Below are 18,556 nucleotides of genomic sequence, written 5' to 3' on the forward strand. Positions count from 1 at the left end.
GCCATCCTTGGCGGCGATTCAGGTGCCGCCGCAATCCTCCGGTCTATGGCGCGGACTTCGCCATAACGTCAATCTCCTCGGCCCCGGCTTCATCGAGACAGTTGGTTTCGATTTGCAATGTCACAAAATAGAACCCGAACCGCGATTTCAGCATCGCATGGGCTTCTTGGAGTATGACCCCGCTGTCGATGTCTTCGCGAATGCGCAGATGCGCGGAAAATACGTTCCGTCCACTCGTCAGTGTCCAGGCGTGGGCATGATGAACGTCCCTGACGCCCTCGAGAGCGGCCAATGCATCCACGACTTCATCCAGGTCGATCTCTTTCGGTGTTCCTTCCATCAGCAGGCGCCCTGCATCGCGCAGGATACCCCAGCTCGCCCAAATCAGTACAAACCCGAAAGCCATGCCGAGGATAGGATCGATCAGCAGGAAGCCTGTGAACTCGATCACCAGTGCCGTCACGATGATCAGCAGACTGCCAACAAATGTCTGCACGATGTGCCAGAGTGCACCGCGGGTGTTGAGGTCGCTGCGGCTCTGTTTCCAGATCAGGCCAAGCGATATGAACTCTGTCACCAGCCCCCCGGCCGCCGCCAACAGCATCGGTCCCGTCGGAAGGTCGATGGGCGACCCAAGCCGCATTGAAGCCATGTAGATCACGACGAGCGCCATGCCCAGGAGGAACCCGCCATTGATCAGCGCTCCAAGGATTTCCGACCGGAACCAGCCAAAACTTAGATCCGAACTGGCAGGTCGCTGAGCCAATCGGGCCGCCGCCAGCGCCACAAGCACGCCGCCCACGGCTGAGAAGGTGTGAAATGCGTCCGAGATCACGGCGATGGAGCCGGTCCAAAGGCCGATGGCAAGCTCGATCACGAAGTAAATGCCAGTCAACCAGGCCGAGATCACCAACCCCCGCCCGCTCGTCGGCATGTGGCCCGCATGGGCGACCGCGGCGTTCTTTGGAGCCTCCCGCATCGAATGATCCTTTCCTGTTCAGCCCTGATTGCCGATGACCGGTGTTTCTGGTGATCCGCGCCTCTATTGTGTTGCGGCGGCCCGTCCGGAACCGGCGTCCGACAGTGCCTCGAGAACGGCTTCGCTTGACAGAAGTTCGGGCAGCACGACGCCGTCCGGGGCTCCGGGTCCATAGACGGCATTGAACGGAATCCCGTAGCGCCCGAAGCTTTCCAGATAGCGCGATATGGTCTCACTTGGGCGCGTCCAGTCCGCCTGCATGGCGATGACACCGGAGCCTCGCAATCTCGAAACGACGGGGTCACGATCGAGAACCAGCGCCTTGTTGGCTTTGCAGGTCAGGCACCAGTCGGCCGTGACGTCCACGAAGACAACCTGCCCGATCGAGATGTGCCGCGCGATAGCCGAGCGGTCGAATTCAGCCCATTCGGTTCCGGCGACGGCGGTGGACTTGTCGGCGTCCGAAAGATATCCCGCCAGCGCGACGGAAACCACTGACAACACCGCTGCTCCCAGAACCCTCGCCATCCCGGGTACCCGTCGCAGCGACAAGAGTGCCACCCCACTGAGGCTAAGCGCCCCGACCCAGACGGCGGTCCATTGTCCAGCCACGCCGGTCAGAACCCAGAAAAGCCAGGCCGCGGTACCAGCCAGCGCCAGGCCAAGAACGATCTTGAGCACGATCATCCACTGCCCCGGTCTTGGCAGGCGTCCGACAAGATGTGGAAACGCGGCAATGATTACGTACGGCAGGGACAATCCCAGCCCCAACGCCGTGAAGATCACCGCGATATCGATGGACCGCCCGGCCAGGGCAAAGGCCACCGCGGTCCCAAGGAAAGGCGCCGAACATGGCGTGGCCAGGATCGCGGCGAACGCGCCGGTCGCGAAGTCGCCGCCATAGCCTTTTCCGCCGCCCGCCCGGGCAAGCCGGGTCTGCCAAGACGTCGGCAGCGCAATGTCGAACAGGCCAAAGAGATTGGCCGCGAAGACCACCAGGACGACGAACATAATTGCCAAGAAGACCGGGCTCTGGAATTGCAGACCCCACCCCACAGTCAAACCCAATGCTCGGGCGCCAAGCGTCGCCGCGGCAAGCACCCACATGAAGGCCAGGACACCAAGAGCGGAGATGGCAAACCCGGTGCGAATCCGGGCCGGGGATTGGCCGGCGGACGTGATGGCAGAGGAAAGCTTGATCGACAGCACCGGAAGCACGCAGGGCATCACATTCAGGATCAACCCGCCGAGGAATGCGATGGCCGCAATCCACGCCAACTCGCCCATGCCGGGCACAACCGCGGCGATGCTGAAGGGCGGCTCGGGCGGCGCGTCGGAGAGCGCGGGCTGCAAGGTGGCGGCGCGACTGCCGTCCGTCACCGTGATCTGCAACTCGGGCAAATCCGGGGCTGCGGCAAGGACAGGGAGCCTTGCCCAGACTAGTCTGTCGCCCTGCCCCAAACGAACGTCCGGTTTTCCGAACGCCGTGCCTTCGCCCAGTTCAGGGAAGATATCCGGGGCTTCGAACGGAACATCGCTGCGCGCGGTCACCGTGAGAGCTGTCATAGACGCATCGAGGTGAGCGGTTTCGATCCCGATGCCGCTGTCTGTGCCATCATCTGGAACACGTGCGGCGTAGGTCGAAATCTGCGTCGCAGCGTCTTTGTCGATGCCGCTCGCCCTCGGCAGGGTCAGCGACAGCGCGAAATCCTGCGGGACGCAAACCGTCGAACAGATGAGCAGGCTCACCCGCGCGTTTAGACGCGTCGGCCCGCCAGGTTCCGATAGCGTGATCCGGATCGGGAACACGACCTCGTCTTGGTAACCGAAATTCTCGATGCCGAAGGCGGTGAATCGTTTGGGCGCAGGCCACAGGAAGTTCGTCTCCGCGACGTTCTCCGATCCGGTCCAGTCAATCGTTGGCGGCAATCCGACTTCGCCCGGCGAACGCCAGTAGGTCTTCCAGTCCTTGCCGAGCCGCAAATGAAGACCTGCCGAAATCGACGCCGCATCCGGACCGACGCCGTTCTCCGCCGTTATCAGACGGGCCTCGACGGCCGGGTTGGCGAAACTTTCCGACTCGGCCGCCGCGGCCATCGAGGCGAATGCTAAGATGGCAATCAGGGCGAAAAGGACAGGAAAAGCCTTGCCGCAAAGTGATGCTATGCGCTTCTTCAAGCCACCCGACATGCCGATCCCCAGCCTTCCTCACGTTCTCTCGCGACGATCGCCTGAACCGTTCGCTCGCTGACTTCACCTTGGATGACTGTTCGGCCTATCACCATTGCAGGGGTGCCTATGAACGCGAAGATACGCGCGATCGCTGCGCTGATTTCGAGATCTTCCAGAACTTGGTCGCTGTCCATGTCCGCGACCAGCCTTGCATGATCGACGCCGATATCATTGGCAAGAGATTGAAGATATTCGGGGGTCGCTTGAAACGGCGATCTCATAAGCCTTTCGTGGAATGCAGGATAAGCCCCCTGGTTTCTCGCTGCCAGCGCCGCTTTCGCCGCAAGCGTCGAGGTCTCGCCCAGCAATGGCAATTCGTGCCAGCTTACGCGGATCCCGCTGCCCGTCTGCGCTTCCAAGGCGGCGAGGCGTTTGGTCTGAACGCGGCAATACGGACAATAGTAATCGGAAAATGACGCCACGGGCACTTCGTCTGCCGTCGTCGGCAGGTCGTGATACAGCGCGGCGCAAATGTTCTGTCTTGCCCTGATCTCGGCCGCTGCGAGATTGTCGGCATCTTCTTGAGTTTCCAGCCCGACGAACGGATCGAAACCGGACGAACTCTGCCCTGCGGTCAAGCGCTGAAACCCTGCGGGATCATCGATCTCTTCAAAAACCAGGTCATCGCGGCCGAAGCCGGGAGCAATTCGAAAGGCGGCATATGCCGCGGCCACTCCGGATACGACCAGCAACGTGTTTCGTCTTTCCCTGTTCACCCTGGCTCGCCCATTTCAATATTTTGTCCAAATCTATTCGATCAATTTGCCACGAAACAGGAAACCCTCGCGACCATCTTTGCAGTTGAGGATCATCAGCCCACTCGTTCCCGCCTCTCTTGCCACGCAGCCTTGAGGAAGTTGTCCTGATGTGTCGCTGGTCGACAGTCGTGCCGCATTGGCATCGAGACAATTCTGTAGCGATGTCGAGCAAGCACCCAGAAAGAAGACAGCGGCTAGGGGAGAGAGGTTGCGCAAGGTGAGACGGCCGATCCTATTCCGCTGCAATTTTCGCAGTTTCCCGGACGCCATCGGCTTCGTACCCGGCACCTTTTTTTCGTGCCGACCCATGACAGGATTTCCCCATCATGCGATGCATGACCAGATGCGCTCCGACACACAGAAGGAGTGGCGCGACGGCGAAGAGACCTTCGGAAGCGCCTGATATCCCACCGGCTACAAGATAGGCCATGATCGGCAACACCATTACCGCACAGCAGATCCACATGCCGTATTTCATCAACATTTCTGATGCCGGCTTGGCATTCTTTTCGTCTTCAGCTCTCATTTGGTCATTTCTCTTTCGGTCCTCGCGCAATTGCTAGCGGCTTCCTGCACGGGAAGGTCAACGTTACAAACCGATACAAAAATCACTCTTATGTCAGACAGGGATCGCTTGACCTTCCAGTACTGGAAGGTCGTTTAAGCACGCGAAACAGGCAGGAATTCGGAGCAAGCAGGCTATGGCAGAGCATGCCCTTACCATGACCGACCGCCGTCGGTTCATCGCAGGTGCGACCGGCAGTCTTTTTGCGTTGGCAGCACCGTCGATACTTCGAGCTCAAGAAGCAGCGCTCACGCGACGCAACATTTCGTCTTTCCGCACCCACGAATGGCAGGATCACTTCGATTCCCTGGGCAAGGGTATTATCATCTCGGACACAACCACGAAGGTTCTCCAGCATTGGACCAACGATGGTGCGATGCGCATCTATCCGACCTCGGTTCCGCAGTCCGATGAACTCACGCGTCGCGGCTACACCGAGATTGTGTTCAAGGACGAAGCTCCGGACTGGGCCCCTACCCCATCGATGATCGAGCGCGACCCGAGCCTTCCAAGGTATGTGCCGCCGGGGCCTGAGAACCCGCTTGGCATTCGCGCGATGCACCTTACGTGGCAATATTATCGTATCCACGGTACGAATGACACACGCAAGATTGGCAGGAAATCGTCGAACGGCTGTATCGGGCTTTATAACGAGCACATTGTCGAAGTCTTTGACAGAACGCCGGTCGGAACACAGGTCAAATTGATATGAGCCGGACTGACGTCTGCGAGGAACCGCAAAAATGAACAAAACGCTTTTGGCCGTCTTGGCCTTTCTGCTGATCGGCGGCTTGGCGGTCTACTGGAACGCGACGCAAACTGCCCAACAAACAGCTGGCCACTCCATGGTGACGCCGGATACGAGCGAGATCGCGCAAGGGGCACCGATTGTGGAGGTCGCGCTCCCCGCGGAGCTGTCCTCTGAAGCGCAGATCGGTAAACGTGCCTTCGAGGCGAAATGTGCAACCTGCCACGGCGCGAATGCTGCAGGCCAGAATGGCGTTGCGCCGCCACTTGTACATAAAATTTATGAGCCCAATCATCACTCCGACATGGCCTTCGTGCTCGCGGCGAAGAACGGCGTCAGAGCCCATCACTGGAATTTCGGGAACATGGCTCCCGTCGAGGGGCTTACCGATGCCGACGTCAAGATGATCGCGCGCTATGTGCGCGAACTTCAGGCAGAAAACGGTATTTTCTAGCGTATGTACGCCGGGCTTTCTCCCTTCATGGTCTTGCGCGCAGCGATCCTCTGCGCGCTTGTTGCATTTGGCCTGGCGCCGCAATCAGCCGACGCACACGCAGAGGATGTGGGGGTCGTCGCAGAAGCGCATGGGACGACCGGCGATGATCATGACCCCCACAACCTGATCGAAGAGGCTTTGGGCCACTGCCACCCAGGCCTCGATTGCGCGCTTGCAGCTGTAGTGATTCAACCGGAACACCTGCTCCAAGGTGTCGGGATCGACGGTGAGAAGTTTCGTGTCCGTCATGCTTCCCATGAAGGCACCGACTTATCCTATGACCCTCCGCCTCCACGAGATTTCGTCTGATCGAAATTGCGAAATCGAACAGTGAAAGACGAAGGAACAGAATATGAAAACCAAAGGGATGATCACTGCCGCATTGGCAATTGGCGTTGCATCGGCCACGCTGGCGCATAGCGGCGCAACCGGCATCGTCAAGGAACGCATGGTCGCGATGTCGGCCATGGGCGACGCCGTCAAGGCCGTCGCCCCGATGATGAGCGGCGAGGCCGCCTACGAGGCGGAGGCGGTCCGCCAAGCCGCCGAACTGATCGGCGCGCACGCGGGCAACGCGATGACGGAACTGTTTCCCGAAGACAACGAGAATGCGGCATCCTACGTCAAGGATGCCATTTGGGAGGACTGGGACACCTTCACCGGCCTTGCGGAACAGCTGCACACCTATTCCGAAGGGCTCGCTCTCGCCGCCGAGAACGGGCTCGCCTCTTATGAGGGAGGCATGGCCGATGCGGGTGCGATGATGGGCGGCGACGCCATGATGGGTTCTGGTGACATGATGGGCGGAGGCGGGATGATGGCCGACGCTACTATGGGCCGGGAAGAGCTCGCTGAAATGCCGGCCGATGCCGTCTTTGCGATGGTCAGCGACACATGCTCTTCGTGTCACACGCGGTTCCGGACAGAGGCCAAGTGACATGAGGCAGGTTATTGCAGGTGTTGTCGGGCTTGCCCTTGTGGGTACGGCCGCGACAGCCGCGCTGGTGATGTGGCCGGTCGGCCAGGAACCGGCGAAGATCGAATTGGCGGGCGATGTCCAGCGCGGTGCATATCTGGCGCGCGCCAGTGGCTGCATCGCATGCCATACGAATTTCGAGGATGGCGGGGCGCCACTCGCGGGTGGCGCCCCGCTTGAGACTGACTTTGGAACCTTCTATCCGCCAAACCTGACAACCGATGCCCAGCATGGGATCGGGGGCTGGACCGTCGAGCAGTTCGCAATGGCGGTAAGGCAGGGTATCTCGCCCGAGGGCGAGCCGTATTACCCGACCTTCACGTATCCGTTTTATGCGGACTTCTCGGATCAGGACATCGCGGACCTTTGGGCGGCTTTCCAGACGGTGGCACCTGCCGCCGAGTCCGCCCCTGTCCACGAGGCGACATTCCCCTTCGATCAGAGATGGGGGCTGAAGCTCTGGCGTGCAGCATATCTGAGCGACCCGCAAACCGAGCCGGTCGAGGGGAAGAGTGAAACCTGGAACCGGGGGCGCGAACTCGTCAGGGGTGCCACGCATTGCGGCGCCTGCCACACGGGCCGCAATCTGGCCGGTGCCCGGGTCGCAAGCGCCGTCTTCGCCGGCAACGATGCGCTGCCGGGCGGAAACAAGGCTCCGTCCATCCTTCCAGAGGATCTGGCGGAACGTGGCTGGACGGTCGCGAACTTGTCCTACGCGCTGCAAAGCGGTGTCACGCCTTCGGGCGATGTCTTTGGGGGAAGCATGGGCGAAGTCGTGCAGAATGGAACCCGGTTCCTGTCGAAAGATGATCTGCGGGCCATGGCGACCTATCTTCTGGACAGCAATCTCGCGCCCGAGGATGAAATCGCCTCCATACCAGCTTCCGGTCCAGTGCTGGACTGACATGGTGGGGCGCTTCCGCGCCCCACCCAATCAAAGGACAATGAAAAAATGACGACACGGCGGGAATTTCTGAAGCACGGTGCGGCAACGGTCGGAGCCCTGACCCTACCCGTTTCGGCCCGCGCCCAAACCGCCCGGTTCGAGGAACTCACAGCGCGCGCAGCTTCAATTCAGTTGGCACCGCCGTCCTACCCCAGGACCGAAATCTGGGGCTATGACGGCACCATGCCCGGCCCCGAACTGAGGGTCACTCAAGGCGCACGCGTGCAGCGGTCGTTCCGGAACGCATTGCCACAGGCAAGCTCGGTACACTGGCACGGCATCCGTATCGACAACGCCATGGATGGGGTCGCAGGCTTGACCCAGCCCGCCGTGGAGCCGGGTCAGACCTTCGACTACGATTTTGTCGCGCCGGACGCAGGGACCTATTGGTACCACGCGCATAACCGGTCGGTCGAACAGGTCGCACGTGGCCTTTACGGTGCGTTGATCGTCGAAGAGGATGAGACACCGGAGGTGGACCGGGAAGAAGTGCTGATCCTCGATGATTGGCTGCTCGATCCGGAAACCGCTGAAATCGATCCGGATTTTGAGGCAGTCCACGACCGCAGCCACGCCGGCCGCCGAGGCAATTTCATCGCGACCAACGGGCACCCTGCCCTGTCACTCGAAGTGCGGCAGAACGAGCGCCTGCGCCTGCGACTGATCAATGCCGCCAATGCGCGGATCTTTGTGCTGTCCCTTGCCGGATTGCAGGGCTGGAGCATCGCGCTGGACGGGATGCCCCTGGCTTTGGCGGAACCACTGATTGATGCGCTCATCCTCGGTCCGGGTCAACGCGCCGACCTCATCGTCGACGTGACCGCGGAGCCAGGTGAGACCGCGCATCTGGTTCGGGTCGAGGACCAGGAGGGCTTTTCGCAGGTCGCCTTCCCGGTTAGCGGCTCGGCATCGACCGCACGACGCGACATTCCCGGTGCCCTTCCCCGCAATGCGAAGATGGAAGTGGGCGAGATCCATGGCGCTGTTCCGGTGCGACTGAACATGCAGGGCGGAGCGATGGGAACGCTGGACGCAGCTGTTCTGGATGGCGAGCGCAAGTCTTTCCGGGAACTTGTTAATGCGAACCAGTTCTGGGCCTTCAATGGCACTATCGGAATGACCGAGACTCCGCTTGCCGAGCTTGCACTTGGTCAGACCGCCAAACTCGAAATCTACAACGACACGTCCTTCCCCCACGCGATGCACCTACACGGGATGCATTTCCGCGAGATCGGCCAGGGCGGAACCCTCGGCCCCCTTCGCGATACGCTGCTAATGTTCGGGGGCGAGACCAGGACGATCGGCTTCGTCGCCGACAATCCGGGTGACTGGCTGTTTCATTGCCATATGCTCAGCCATGCGGCCTCTGGCATGATGACCTGGATCAGGGTTGCGTGATGGGCAGATATCTTACCTTGTCGGCGATCGTCTTGAGCGCGGCGGCAGCTGGAGGCTGGCTGATGACCCGGGCCGGTGCTCAGACCGAAGCCACACCCGAAACCTACGATATTGTCCGGGGCGAGACGCTTTACACGGAGTATTGCGCGGCCTGCCATGGGGCGAACCTGGAGGGACAGCCCGATTGGCGCTCGCCCGGACCCGATGGCGTTTTGCCCGCACCGCCCCATGACGATACCGGACATACCTGGCATCATTCCGACAGTGTCCTTTTCGACTACACGAAACTCGGGGGCAAGGCGGCGCTCGCGCGCCAGGGTGTCGAGTTTGAAAGCGGTATGCCCGGTTTCGACGAGCAGCTCTCGGACCCCGAAATTTGGGACATCATTGCCTACATCAAATCGACCTGGCCCGAACGTCAGCGCGCCATTCAGGCCGAACGAAGCGGTCAGAGCCAATAGCGGGAAGGAACTGAAATGCGCTCGATCAAAATCGCAGCAATTTCTTTGGGGCTCGCACTCGGCCCCATTCAGTCAACGGCACAGGACCTGACCGACGAGCGGATCAAGGAACTGGCGCTGCAAGCCATAAGGGAAAACCCGCAGATCATCATGGAGGCCGTGCAACTGCTGGAAGCCGAGCAAGCGGCCGCTCAGGCCGGCGCAGTGGCAGATGTACTGGAAAACGAGCGGGATCTGCTTGAACGCGACCCAAACGCGCCGGTTCTCGGCAATCCCGATGGCGACGTCACCGTGGTCGAGTTCTTCGACTACAATTGCCCCTATTGCAAACGCGCCATGGCTGAAGTCCAGGGGCTGCTCGAAGCAGACCGCAACGTCCGGCTGGTCTATCGCGAATGGCCGATTCTGAGCGAAGGCTCGGTGTTTGCCGCCAAGGCCGCCCTGGCGGCGCGCGAACAAGGCAAGTACGAGGAATTCCACTGGGCCCTGATGGGAATGCAGGGACGTGCCGAGGAAGCCTCGGTCCTGCGGGTCGCGGAAGAGATCGGTCTGGATGTCGAACAGCTTCGCGCCGACATGGACGCGCCCGAAGTCGAGGAACACATCGCTACCTCGATGCGTCTGACGCAAGCACTCGGCTTCAATGGAACACCGTCGTTCGTGATCGGTGAGACCCTCGTTCCCGGATTCGTGGACGAGGAACAGCTCAGATCTGTTGTCGAGGAAACGCGCGACGGCGGCTGACCGCCACGACCTTGTGAAACCGGCGCCGGGCAAGCCGGCGCCGCGCTGATGTCAGGTTGCGGCGGGCGCAGCTACCTCGTAACCGGCATCGCGGATCGCCTCGGACACTGCGCGTTCGCTCAGAAAGCTTTCAACCGAAACAGTGTGCGTCGGCAGTTCGCATGACACGGTCGCCGTGGGGTCAATTGCCTTGATCGCCTTCTCGATTGCTGCGGTGCAATGCCCGCAACTCATGCCTGGAACATTGAAGTTCGTCATCTCCGTCTCCTTCTCTCTCTTCGCTTCAGGTGAGTGCTTCCAGCACAGGAAGGTCAAGGTCGAAAGAAAAAAATCTGACAGGGTTGACCTTCCAGCCAGTGGAAGCCCTATCTATATTGCGAACGATAAGGAGATCTCCATGCCCGCAACGCAAAATCTGCGGCTTTCTGTCCGGAACATGTCCTGTGCATCCTGCGTCGGGCGGGTCGAACGCGCGCTTTCGGCTTTACCCGGGGTTGGCGATGTCAACGTGAACCTTGCGGCCGAGACGGCGCAGATTCGGATCGGGTCTGCCGCGCATCTCCCCGAGGTGATCGAGGCGCTGGAACGGGCGGGCTATCCCGCCAGGACCCGAAGCATCCGCCTGAACGTGTCGTCTATGTCCTGCGCGTCCTGCGTGGGACGTGTCGACAAGGCACTTGCGGCCGTGCCAGGGGTGCTTGGCGTCAACGTCAACCTTGCGTCGGAAACCGCGACCGTGGCCTATGCCGAGGGTGCGGTGGATCTGGCCGATCTTCTGAAGGCGGCCGGGGATGCCGGCTACCCTGCCGAGGCTGCAGACGACGCGGGCCTCGAGGACCGCAGCGCGCGCAAGGAAGGCGAAGCGCGCGACCTGGCCCGCAGGACCGCGTTCGCTGCGGCGCTTGCCCTGCCCGTGTTCCTGCTGGAAATGGGCGCGCATCTGGTGCCTGGCATGCACGAAATGATCGGGCGGACGATCGGCCATCAGACAAGCTGGATGATCCAGTTCGTGCTGACCACCCTCGTTCTGGCCTGGCCAGGCCGCGGCTTTTATATCAAGGGGTTTCCGGCCCTGCTGAACGGCGCGCCGGATATGAACAGCCTGGTCGCCGTGGGCACCGGTGCGGCCTACCTGTTTTCCGTCACGGCACTTTTCGCGCCCGATCTGCTGCCCGAAGGGACGCGCGCCGTCTATTTCGAGGCGGCGGCGGTGATCGTGGTGCTGATCCTTCTGGGCCGCTGGATGGAGGCGCGCGCCAAGGGCCGCACCGGGGCTGCGATCCAGAAACTGCTCGGGCTTCAGGCCCGGACGGCGCGGGTGCTAGTCGATGGCACGGTGCAGGATGTGCCCATAGAGAGGATCGGAACCGGCCATATCCTCGTGGTGCGCCCCGGCGAACGCATCGCGGTGGATGGCGAGGTGACCCAAGGCAGCGCCCATGTGGACGAAAGCATGATCACCGGAGAGCCGGTTCCGGTGGCAAAGGCCGCCGGCGATCCGGTGACCGGCGGCACCGTCAACGGCACCGGCAGCTTCCAATTCCGCGCTACGCGCGTCGGCGCCGACACCACCCTGGCCCAGATCATCCGCATGGTGGAAGAGGCGCAGGGCGCCAAACTGCCGATCCAGGGCATGGTCGACCGGATCACGCTGTGGTTCGTGCCCGCCGTCATGACGCTCGCCGCGCTTACCGTGCTGGTCTGGCTCGTGGTCGGGCCGTCGCTCGCTCTGTCCTATGCCCTGGTGGCAGGCGTGTCGGTGCTGATCATCGCCTGCCCCTGCGCAATGGGACTGGCTACGCCCACGTCGATCATGGTCGGCACCGGTCGTGCTGCCGAAATGGGCGTGCTGTTCCGCAAGGGCGACGCCTTGCAGCAACTGACCGGCGTGGACGTGGTCGCGCTCGACAAGACCGGCACGGTGACGGCGGGGCGCCCGGAACTGACTGACCTTATCCTCGCCGACGGCTTCGATCACGGTGACGTGCTGACGCTTGTCGCGGCGGTCGAGGCGCAGTCGGAACATCCCATCGCCGAGGCGATCGTGCGCGCGGCGAAGGCCGAGGGATCCGTTTCGCAGGACGTTCAGGGATTTGATTCGGTCACCGGCTACGGTGTGCGGGCCAGGGTCGACGGCCGCGACGTTCTGGTCGGCGCGGACAGGTTCATGGACCGCGAAGGGATCTCCCTGGGCGCGTTTGTCGAGGCAGAAACCCGTCTCGCCGCGTCCGGGCACACCGCGCTTTTCGCCGCAGTGGACGGCCAGGTCGCGGCGGTGATCGGCGTCGCCGACCCTGTCAAACCGGCCAGCCGGGCGGCGATCGCGGCCCTGCACGACATGGGCCTGAAGGTCGCGATGATCACCGGCGACAAGCGCGAAACGGCCGAGGCCATTGCCAGCGAGACCGGCATCGATCATGTCATCGCCGGGGTGTTGCCCGACGGCAAGGTCGCGGCGCTGGACAAACTGCGCGACCAAGGCAAGCGGATCGCCTTTGTCGGCGACGGGATCAACGACGCTCCTGCGTTGGCCCATGCGGATGTGGGCATCGCCATCGGCACCGGCACCGATGTCGCCATCGAGTCCGCCGACGTGGTCCTGATGTCGGGCGACCTGCGCGGAGTGGTGAATGCTTTCGAGGTGTCCGAACGGACCATGCGCAATATCCGCCAGAATCTGTTCTGGGCCTTCGGATACAATGTTGCGCTTATTCCTGTGGCCGCCGGGGCGCTCTACCCCGTCTTCGGGCTGCTGTTGTCACCCGTGCTGGCGGCCGGAGCGATGGCGCTCAGCTCCGTCTTCGTGCTGACGAATGCCCTGCGCTTGCGCCGTGTCAGGCCAGCAATGGACGAGGCGAAATCAATGGTTTCCGGCGATGCTTCAACTGTCGCCCCCACCCCAGTCGCCGCCGTATAAGGAGGAACATGCAATGAATATCGGAGATGTCGCCACCCTGTCGAGGCTCCCAGCCAAGACGATTCGCTATTACGAGGACATCGGCCTTGTGAAACCCCTGCGGAGCGCGAACGGCTATCGGACCTTCCGTGAAAGCGACGCGCACAGACTGGCCTTTCTCGGCCGCGCCCGTGCGCTTGGGTTCAGCATAGAGGACTGCCGCAGCCTTCTTGCGCTTTATGGCGATGAAGACCGCGCCAGTGCCGAGGTCAAGGAGATCGCCGAGCTGCATCTCGACCGGATCGACGAAAAGATCACCGAGTTGACGGAAATGCGCGCGACGCTCGCGCATCTTGTCGATGCCTGCGCCGGGGATCATCGTCCGGACTGCCCGATCCTCGCGGATCTGGCCATGGAGTGCCGCGGCGAAGACCAACTAGAGAAATCAGCCTAGCCGGGTCGCCAAAGTTGGCATTGGCAATCCTCTTTGCGGTCCTGCTTGTCGGAATGAGTGGGCTCATACATGTTCGCGCCATGTCCCTGGTGATGGCGGCCACCAAGCGTGCATCTTTTTCCCGGTCGGGCAATCTGTTGATCGCGCTCTATTGTCTGGCGATAGCCCATATTCTTGAAGCTGGTCTTTACGCCGTGGGATTCAGTTTGGGCGAGGGCATCGGCATCGGTGGTTTTGCCCAAGCGAATGTCGAAACGTTCATGGACGTCTTTTATTTTTCCGTCGTCAATTACTCTTCCCTGGGACTTGGAGATATCTATCCCACCGGTCATTTGCGTTTTCTTGCCGGCGTCGAAGCGTTGAATGGCTTCCTGTTGATCAGCTGCTCGGCATCCACGATCTTTCTCGTCGTGACGAGAGACAGGGACTGATTGCACGGCCCTCTCTCACCTGTCGGTAAAGAGATTCGGAACCCTCCAGCGCTGGAAGGTCGTTATTGCTATGTCTTGTGGGAGTGGCAGCGAAAGGAGAGCACATATGTCATATTGGAGATTTGCCGCGATGATCGCGACCTCGACGGTTGTGATGTTCGGATTGATGTATCTCAATACCTACCTCTGGACCCACGTGTTCTGGTCCGAGACCCGCGCCTATATGGCGCTGCTGATGGGCGCGACCATGGCGATCATCATGTTGGGTTTCATGCTGTCGATGTATTCCAGCAAGGCGATTAATGCGGCGATCTTTGGCGGCGCGGCAATTGCCTTCGCAGCCTCGCTCTGGCTCGTCCGTAGCCAGGTTACGGTCGGCGACACCAGCTACATGCGGGCGATGATCCCGCACCATTCGATCGCGATCATGACGTCGAGCCGCGCGAACATCTCGGACCCGCGCGTGCGCAAGCTGGCCGACGAGATCATCTATGCGCAAGACAAGGAAATCGCCGAGATGCGCTATCTGATCAACAGCATCGAGGCCTCCGGCGACGCGTCCGAGACCGAAGAGCAGTCAAGCTCCCAGATTGTCAGCCTTGATCAGGCACTCTCGACGGCACATGTCGCCGTACTCGACGCAGGCTTCCTGACCGAAGAGGATATTGCGGCGCTGTTTCCCGCCGGAGCGACCTGCACGTTCAACTACACTACCGGCAGCCCGCCATCGCTCGCCATCGGAGAAGTAGATGGCCAAGCCACCGGGCTGGTCAAACTGAGCGGCGATCTGGTCCGGCTGGTGGCCGTGTCTGACACCGTTCTCAGCACGGAGGGTCTGACCATCAATATCGGCGCGCCCGGCACGACCGGAGAGGCGATCGGACCGATCGGACCCGAGCCTTCCGAGGCGGACATGTCGCTCAAACTCGATGCCGGCCTGACTGCTGGTTACCGGGGTTTCTACAACTGCCGCGGATAAACGAGATCGAAGGAGACGCGGTATGCGCGACACCGCCACAAAAACCGCCACGCTTTATCGCATGGTCATGCCCGGGCATCTCTGCCCCTACGGCCTCAAGTCGAAGGACCTACTGGAACGCGCGGGATATGAAGTCGAGGATCATGAGCTGACCACCCGCGAAGAGACCGACGCCTTCATGGAAAAGCACGTCGTAGAGACGACGCCCCAGACATGGATCGGAAAAGAGCGGATCGGCGGCTATGACGATTTGCGCGAGTATTTCGGCAAGGAGGTGAAGGAAGAAGACGAAACCAGTTACCAACCGGTCATCGCCATCTTCGCCGTCGCTTTCCTGATGGCCCTCGGACTCAGCTGGACAATGTTCGGCTCGATTCTGACGTTGCGGGCCTTGGAATGGTTCATCGCGATTTCGATGTGCTTCCTGGCGGTGCAGAAGTTGCAGGATGTCGAAAGCTTCTCGACGATGTTTCTCAATTACGACCTGCTAGCCCGCCGACTGGTACGCTATGGCTACATTTATCCCTTTGGCGAAGCCTTCGCAGGTGTCCTTATGGTGGCCGGCGCGTTGACCTGGCTTTCGGCTCCGGTGGCGCTGTTTATCGGAACGGTTGGCGCGGCGTCGGTCTTCAAGGCGGTCTATATCGACAAGCGCGAGCTGAAATGCGCCTGCGTCGGCGGCAGTAGCAACGTGCCACTCGGTTTTGTGTCGCTGACCGAAAACCTCATGATGATGCTGATGGGGGTCTGGATGCCATTGAAGGTCTTCGTACTCGGCTGGTGACCAACGATCGATCTGCGTCGCAATGCGTCGGCATAGCGCGGAGCCTACATATCAGTTTAGCCAAAGAATCTCCGGGCCGATGGGAAGTTTCTAGCTGTGAAGCTGGGCCAAACGCATGCAGGTAAGCACGTCTCGCAGAATATCCGCCAGAGTGCGATGCCGCGCGATTTAGGGACGCACACGCATTGCATACAGGAAGACCTGGAATATTGATCGGCAACAACTCTCCAGTCCATCACGGGCGTAACCGTTTCGCACGTTCGGCCATCCTGACCACCTGCGCACTGGCAGTCGTTGCCGCCGCCCGAACCGCCGCTGGACTCTGCACAACGCCTCGCCCGATCGCCTCCCCAGTGGTCAACGCACCGATCCGCGACCTGCCCTTGACGCCAGCGGTGTTGAAGAGCCCTCGCATTACTCCAGTCGAGCCGGCGACAACTGCGGGTGCTGCTGCCACCATCAGGTTCCCGGAAATGCCCCGCACGATCAGGGGAGTAGCCGCGACAAAGCCCTTGGCCAGGAAGACCATGACGAAGAATGGCACGAGCGAGCCAATGTTGGTCGCGGAATTCGGATCACCGATCTGGGCAAGGAGTGAGTTGGCCATGCCGACCACGGTCGAGAACATTGCTGCGATCACGATGGGGTAGAAGGCGTAGCTGATCGTGGTCGAAACCCACCTATGGAAGAAGTCTTTGGTCGCGTCGAAGAGCGACAGAGCGATCATGATAGGAGCGAGGCCGAGCATGAGTGTCAGCATCATCTTGGCGAAGATGAGCACGATGCCAGTCATGAAGCCGAGAAGGCTCAACAGGACGAGCCCGATGCCGCCCAGGATCGCACCTGTCATCCAGTTCAGGTTGCTGCCGATCGCATTCAGGTACTGGCTGAACTTTTCGATCAGGATGTCGAATTCGCCCGCAAAATGTGTGGCTCCGGCTCCTCCTCCGCCAACCGACGACACCAGCGCGCCGGCAACGTAGTCCAAGCCGCCAATGACCGCATTTGAGACAGCGTTGAAGTTGGCCCAGTTGAAGGCGAACAGCCCGATCAGGGTAAGTTTCACTAGATACCAGAAGAAACTGGCGCCATCCATGCTGCGGAACTGGAAGGCCATGTTGATGCAGACGCTGATCAGCGAGAGCGTGACCATCAGCAGAACGATCGCGCCGGTATTGCTTGCCACAGCCCCGAACTGGGACTCAGCGGCATCGGCAAGGAACGCGTCTGCCGTTCCGACCATCCAGCTGACGACGCCCATTACCAGTTGCCTTGAGCTTCGCAGATTGTACGCACGCTCGGCTCGAGTTGCTTCCTTACTTCAATCCAGTCGCGGCGAAACGCTGAATGCTCGGCTTGGCTAAGGCCTGCATACCTTCCATGATATTCGCCATCGGAGCTATCCCAAGCGGGAAAGCGGGTTTCACAGCCGCAGTCGCCAGATTCAGCGATCTCCTCCCAGGCCCGAATTTCGTACAACTCCATCAAAGCTGCTGCCTTGTAAGCTTCACGCGGATTGATTTCGTCCATCCAAGTCGGTCGCGCCGGACGATCGTTGCAGATCCGGTATTGTTGAGGCGACATATCCACTGTGAGATCGTTTGAAACCTGAGGCGAAGTCTGCGCCACAAGGGGGCCCGCCAAGGCGGCAAGCATGAGTGCGAGAATTGGTTTTCGCATCTGGGAGATTCCTTTTTTACTCAGCGGCAACGGAGGGGCTCTTGTTGCCTCTGCCGTCGACCGTGTCGAGGTTCAAATCTGTGGTTTGACCCGGGAGAAAGAACTCGGTGATCCCGCGCGCGCCTTCATGGCGGCCTGCCTGAATGATCACGTCGATCGAGCCTTCGATGTAATCGATCATGTCGGCATAGGTCATCGGCACATCGGTTTTCAGGGCGGCGATGGCAAGGCGGCGAACAGCAAGTTGTGGGGTCTCGGCATGCAGCGTGGTCAGCGATCCACCGTGGCCGGTGTTGATTGCCTCGAGAAACGTCATCGCCTCGCGCCCGCGGACTTCGCCTAGGACGATCCGGTCAGGTCGCATGCGAAGCGTTGAGGCCAAGAGCACATCGGCACTGCGGGCATCCGTGTCCCGGTCCGCGATCAACGTCACGGCATTGGGCTGCTCGGGGCGCAGCTCGGCCGCCTCCTCGATGGTGATGATCCGCTCTTCGGGCGGGATCAGCGAAAGGATCTTGCGCGCCGCGACCGTCTTGCCGGTCGATGTACCGCCCGAAACGATCATGTTGAGCTTGTTCTCGACGCAGAAGCGCAGCGCGGCGTCGATGTCGCCGGAGGCAACCACATTGCGCAGCGCGGCGTTTCGTTCGCGCCGCAGACCTTCGAGGCTGCGCTCCTTTCCAAAGAGGAAGCCGAGCCGGATTGCCTCCAGCGGCAGGGAGGAGAAGAACCGCAACGATATTGAAAACCCGCCCTCGACTGCCGGCGGCTGGATCACCTGCGCGCGGATCGGGCGATCACGATATAGGATCGAGACCGAGACGATAGGCTTCTTGGTGCTGAGCGTGGTCGAGGCGGCGGAGGCGATCTGGTTGCCGAGGTCCTTGATCTCAGTCTGGCTCAGCGGGCTGCCGAGACCTCGCATGAAGTGATCGCCCTGGAATTCGCCCCAGACTTGTCCGTCGGGATTGATGCAGATCTCGATCGTGTCGTCGCGCAGGACCTCGGGGCCGAAACGGTCGAGCGACG

The 18,556-nt window shown here is 61.0% G+C and carries 21 protein-coding genes; 12 read left to right on the forward strand and 9 right to left on the reverse strand.

Translation table 11 applies throughout. The annotated features are described in order from the left end of the window. Positions 1-43: 43 nt before the first annotated feature. The 4 genes from DL237_RS18345 to DL237_RS18360 all read right to left on the reverse strand — a co-directional run bounded on the left by DL237_RS18345 (position 44) and on the right by DL237_RS18360 (position 4,495). Positions 44-979 (reverse strand): cation diffusion facilitator family transporter, encoded by a 936-nt coding sequence (locus DL237_RS18345; protein WP_119400545.1) that lies wholly within the window; start codon positions 977-979, stop codon positions 44-46. A 63-nt stretch (positions 980-1,042) separates the two neighbouring features. Continuing rightward, positions 1,043-3,169, reverse strand: a complete 2,127-nt coding sequence (locus DL237_RS18350) for a protein-disulfide reductase DsbD family protein (protein ID WP_233545056.1) — start codon at positions 3,167-3,169, stop codon at positions 1,043-1,045. Beyond that, positions 3,154-3,903, reverse strand: a complete 750-nt coding sequence (locus DL237_RS18355; protein ID WP_233545057.1) for a DsbA family protein — start codon at positions 3,901-3,903, stop codon at positions 3,154-3,156. Before DL237_RS18355 ends, DL237_RS18350 begins: the two co-directional genes overlap by 16 nt. A gap of 298 nt (positions 3,904-4,201) precedes the next feature. Further along, the gene (locus DL237_RS18360; protein WP_119400547.1) at positions 4,202-4,495 is read right to left on the reverse strand and encodes a DUF2933 domain-containing protein; all 294 of its coding nucleotides are present in this window, start codon (positions 4,493-4,495) and stop codon (positions 4,202-4,204) included. 196 nt (positions 4,496-4,691) lie between these two features. Here DL237_RS18360 and DL237_RS18365 point away from each other — a divergent pair, with 196 nt between their 5' ends. Beyond that, complete coding sequence (locus tag DL237_RS18365; protein WP_119400573.1) at positions 4,692-5,246, forward strand: L,D-transpeptidase; 555 nt, start codon at positions 4,692-4,694, stop codon at positions 5,244-5,246. Positions 5,247-5,277: 31 nt separating this feature from the next. Then, a complete protein-coding gene (locus DL237_RS18370) occupies positions 5,278-5,736 on the forward strand; it encodes a c-type cytochrome (protein WP_119400548.1) in 459 nt (152 codons plus the stop codon). Positions 5,737-5,820: 84 nt separating this feature from the next. Here the strand turns inward: DL237_RS18370 and DL237_RS18375 are convergent, their stop codons facing one another. Further along, positions 5,821-6,036 (reverse strand): hypothetical protein, encoded by a 216-nt coding sequence (locus DL237_RS18375; RefSeq protein ID WP_119400549.1) that lies wholly within the window; start codon positions 6,034-6,036, stop codon positions 5,821-5,823. Between the two features lie 94 nt (positions 6,037-6,130). Here DL237_RS18375 and DL237_RS18380 point away from each other — a divergent pair, with 94 nt between their 5' ends. The 5 genes from DL237_RS18380 to DL237_RS18400 are packed head-to-tail and all read left to right on the forward strand — an operon-like array spanning position 6,131 to position 10,303. Then, on the forward strand, positions 6,131-6,715 hold the full coding sequence (locus tag DL237_RS18380; protein ID WP_119400550.1) for a c-type cytochrome: 585 nt from the start codon (positions 6,131-6,133) through the stop codon (positions 6,713-6,715). Between the two features lies 1 nt (position 6,716). Continuing rightward, positions 6,717-7,658, forward strand: coding sequence for a c-type cytochrome (locus tag DL237_RS18385; protein ID WP_119400551.1), 942 nt, complete (start codon positions 6,717-6,719; stop codon positions 7,656-7,658). A gap of 48 nt (positions 7,659-7,706) precedes the next feature. Next, positions 7,707-9,098, forward strand: a complete 1,392-nt coding sequence (locus tag DL237_RS18390; RefSeq protein WP_119400552.1) for a multicopper oxidase family protein — start codon at positions 7,707-7,709, stop codon at positions 9,096-9,098. After that, positions 9,098-9,559, forward strand: coding sequence for a c-type cytochrome (locus DL237_RS18395; protein WP_119400553.1), 462 nt, complete (start codon positions 9,098-9,100; stop codon positions 9,557-9,559). Before DL237_RS18390 ends, DL237_RS18395 begins: the two co-directional genes overlap by 1 nt. 15 nt (positions 9,560-9,574) lie before the next feature. Further along, positions 9,575-10,303, forward strand: coding sequence for a DsbA family protein (locus DL237_RS18400; protein WP_119400554.1), 729 nt, complete (start codon positions 9,575-9,577; stop codon positions 10,301-10,303). 51 nt (positions 10,304-10,354) lie between these two features. Here DL237_RS18400 and DL237_RS18405 read toward each other — a convergent pair whose 3' ends face one another. Beyond that, a complete protein-coding gene (locus DL237_RS18405; RefSeq protein ID WP_119400555.1) occupies positions 10,355-10,561 on the reverse strand; it encodes a heavy-metal-associated domain-containing protein in 207 nt (68 codons plus the stop codon). A 139-nt stretch (positions 10,562-10,700) separates the two neighbouring features. On the opposite strand from DL237_RS18405, the gene DL237_RS18410 reads away from it, so the two are divergent. From DL237_RS18410 to DL237_RS20755, 5 genes are all read left to right on the forward strand, one after another. Continuing rightward, positions 10,701-13,220 (forward strand): heavy metal translocating P-type ATPase, encoded by a 2,520-nt coding sequence (locus tag DL237_RS18410; protein ID WP_119400556.1) that lies wholly within the window; start codon positions 10,701-10,703, stop codon positions 13,218-13,220. A 13-nt stretch (positions 13,221-13,233) separates the two neighbouring features. Continuing rightward, on the forward strand, positions 13,234-13,653 hold the full coding sequence (cueR, locus tag DL237_RS18415) for a Cu(I)-responsive transcriptional regulator (protein WP_119400557.1): 420 nt from the start codon (positions 13,234-13,236) through the stop codon (positions 13,651-13,653). Between the two features lie 80 nt (positions 13,654-13,733). Continuing rightward, on the forward strand, positions 13,734-14,084 hold the full coding sequence (locus tag DL237_RS18420; protein WP_233545058.1) for an ion channel: 351 nt from the start codon (positions 13,734-13,736) through the stop codon (positions 14,082-14,084). 106 nt (positions 14,085-14,190) lie between these two features. Then, positions 14,191-15,063 carry a DUF305 domain-containing protein gene (locus DL237_RS18425; protein WP_119400558.1) on the forward strand — a complete coding sequence of 291 codons (873 nt, stop codon included), beginning with the start codon at positions 14,191-14,193 and terminating at the stop codon, positions 15,061-15,063. Positions 15,064-15,085: 22 nt separating this feature from the next. Then, a complete protein-coding gene (locus tag DL237_RS20755) occupies positions 15,086-15,847 on the forward strand; it encodes a glutaredoxin family protein (RefSeq protein ID WP_321186082.1) in 762 nt (253 codons plus the stop codon). 235 nt (positions 15,848-16,082) lie between these two features. Here the strand turns inward: DL237_RS20755 and DL237_RS18435 are convergent, their stop codons facing one another. The 3 genes from DL237_RS18435 to DL237_RS18445 all read right to left on the reverse strand — a co-directional run. Then, positions 16,083-17,108: a type IV secretion system protein gene (locus DL237_RS18435; protein WP_119400559.1), complete on the reverse strand. Its 1,026-nt coding sequence runs from the start codon at positions 17,106-17,108 to the stop codon at positions 16,083-16,085. Then, positions 17,108-17,527: a hypothetical protein gene (locus DL237_RS18440; protein ID WP_119400560.1), complete on the reverse strand. Its 420-nt coding sequence runs from the start codon at positions 17,525-17,527 to the stop codon at positions 17,108-17,110. Before DL237_RS18440 ends, DL237_RS18435 begins: the two co-directional genes overlap by 1 nt. A 16-nt stretch (positions 17,528-17,543) precedes the next feature. After that, a partial coding sequence (locus DL237_RS18445; RefSeq protein WP_407691921.1) for an ATPase, T2SS/T4P/T4SS family occupies positions 17,544-18,556 on the reverse strand: 1,013 nt, incomplete at its 5' end.

It is taken from the genome of Pseudooceanicola sediminis (assembly GCF_003575965.1).
Classification (GTDB): Bacteria; Pseudomonadota; Alphaproteobacteria; order Rhodobacterales; family Rhodobacteraceae; genus Pseudooceanicola; species Pseudooceanicola sediminis.

What these genes read in the sequence shown, in the direction of transcription:
- DL237_RS18345 (WP_119400545.1), bottom strand. Translation starts at nt 979, where the DNA reads ATGCGGGAGGCTCCAAAGAACGCCGCGGTCGCCCATGCGGGCCACATG.
- DL237_RS18350 (WP_233545056.1), bottom strand. Translation starts at nt 3,169, where the DNA reads ATGTCGGGTGGCTTGAAGAAGCGCATAGCATCACTTTGCGGCAAGGCT.
- DL237_RS18360 (WP_119400547.1), bottom strand. Translation starts at nt 4,495, where the DNA reads ATGAGAGCTGAAGACGAAAAGAATGCCAAGCCGGCATCAGAAATGTTG.
- DL237_RS18365 (WP_119400573.1), top strand. Translation starts at nt 4,692, where the DNA reads ATGACCGACCGCCGTCGGTTCATCGCAGGTGCGACCGGCAGTCTTTTT.
- DL237_RS18370 (WP_119400548.1), top strand. Translation starts at nt 5,278, where the DNA reads ATGAACAAAACGCTTTTGGCCGTCTTGGCCTTTCTGCTGATCGGCGGC.
- DL237_RS18375 (WP_119400549.1), bottom strand. Translation starts at nt 6,036, where the DNA reads ATGGGAAGCATGACGGACACGAAACTTCTCACCGTCGATCCCGACACC.
- DL237_RS18380 (WP_119400550.1), top strand. Translation starts at nt 6,131, where the DNA reads ATGAAAACCAAAGGGATGATCACTGCCGCATTGGCAATTGGCGTTGCA.
- DL237_RS18385 (WP_119400551.1), top strand. Translation starts at nt 6,717, where the DNA reads ATGAGGCAGGTTATTGCAGGTGTTGTCGGGCTTGCCCTTGTGGGTACG.
- DL237_RS18390 (WP_119400552.1), top strand. Translation starts at nt 7,707, where the DNA reads ATGACGACACGGCGGGAATTTCTGAAGCACGGTGCGGCAACGGTCGGA.
- DL237_RS18395 (WP_119400553.1), top strand. Translation starts at nt 9,098, where the DNA reads ATGGGCAGATATCTTACCTTGTCGGCGATCGTCTTGAGCGCGGCGGCA.
- DL237_RS18400 (WP_119400554.1), top strand. Translation starts at nt 9,575, where the DNA reads ATGCGCTCGATCAAAATCGCAGCAATTTCTTTGGGGCTCGCACTCGGC.
- DL237_RS18405 (WP_119400555.1), bottom strand. Translation starts at nt 10,561, where the DNA reads ATGACGAACTTCAATGTTCCAGGCATGAGTTGCGGGCATTGCACCGCA.
- DL237_RS18410 (WP_119400556.1), top strand. Translation starts at nt 10,701, where the DNA reads ATGCCCGCAACGCAAAATCTGCGGCTTTCTGTCCGGAACATGTCCTGT.
- cueR (WP_119400557.1), top strand. Translation starts at nt 13,234, where the DNA reads ATGAATATCGGAGATGTCGCCACCCTGTCGAGGCTCCCAGCCAAGACG.
- DL237_RS18420 (WP_233545058.1), top strand. Translation starts at nt 13,734, where the DNA reads ATGTCCCTGGTGATGGCGGCCACCAAGCGTGCATCTTTTTCCCGGTCG.
- DL237_RS18425 (WP_119400558.1), top strand. Translation starts at nt 14,191, where the DNA reads ATGTCATATTGGAGATTTGCCGCGATGATCGCGACCTCGACGGTTGTG.
- DL237_RS20755 (WP_321186082.1), top strand. Translation starts at nt 15,086, where the DNA reads ATGCGCGACACCGCCACAAAAACCGCCACGCTTTATCGCATGGTCATG.
- DL237_RS18435 (WP_119400559.1), bottom strand. Translation starts at nt 17,108, where the DNA reads ATGGGCGTCGTCAGCTGGATGGTCGGAACGGCAGACGCGTTCCTTGCC.
- DL237_RS18440 (WP_119400560.1), bottom strand. Translation starts at nt 17,527, where the DNA reads ATGCGAAAACCAATTCTCGCACTCATGCTTGCCGCCTTGGCGGGCCCC.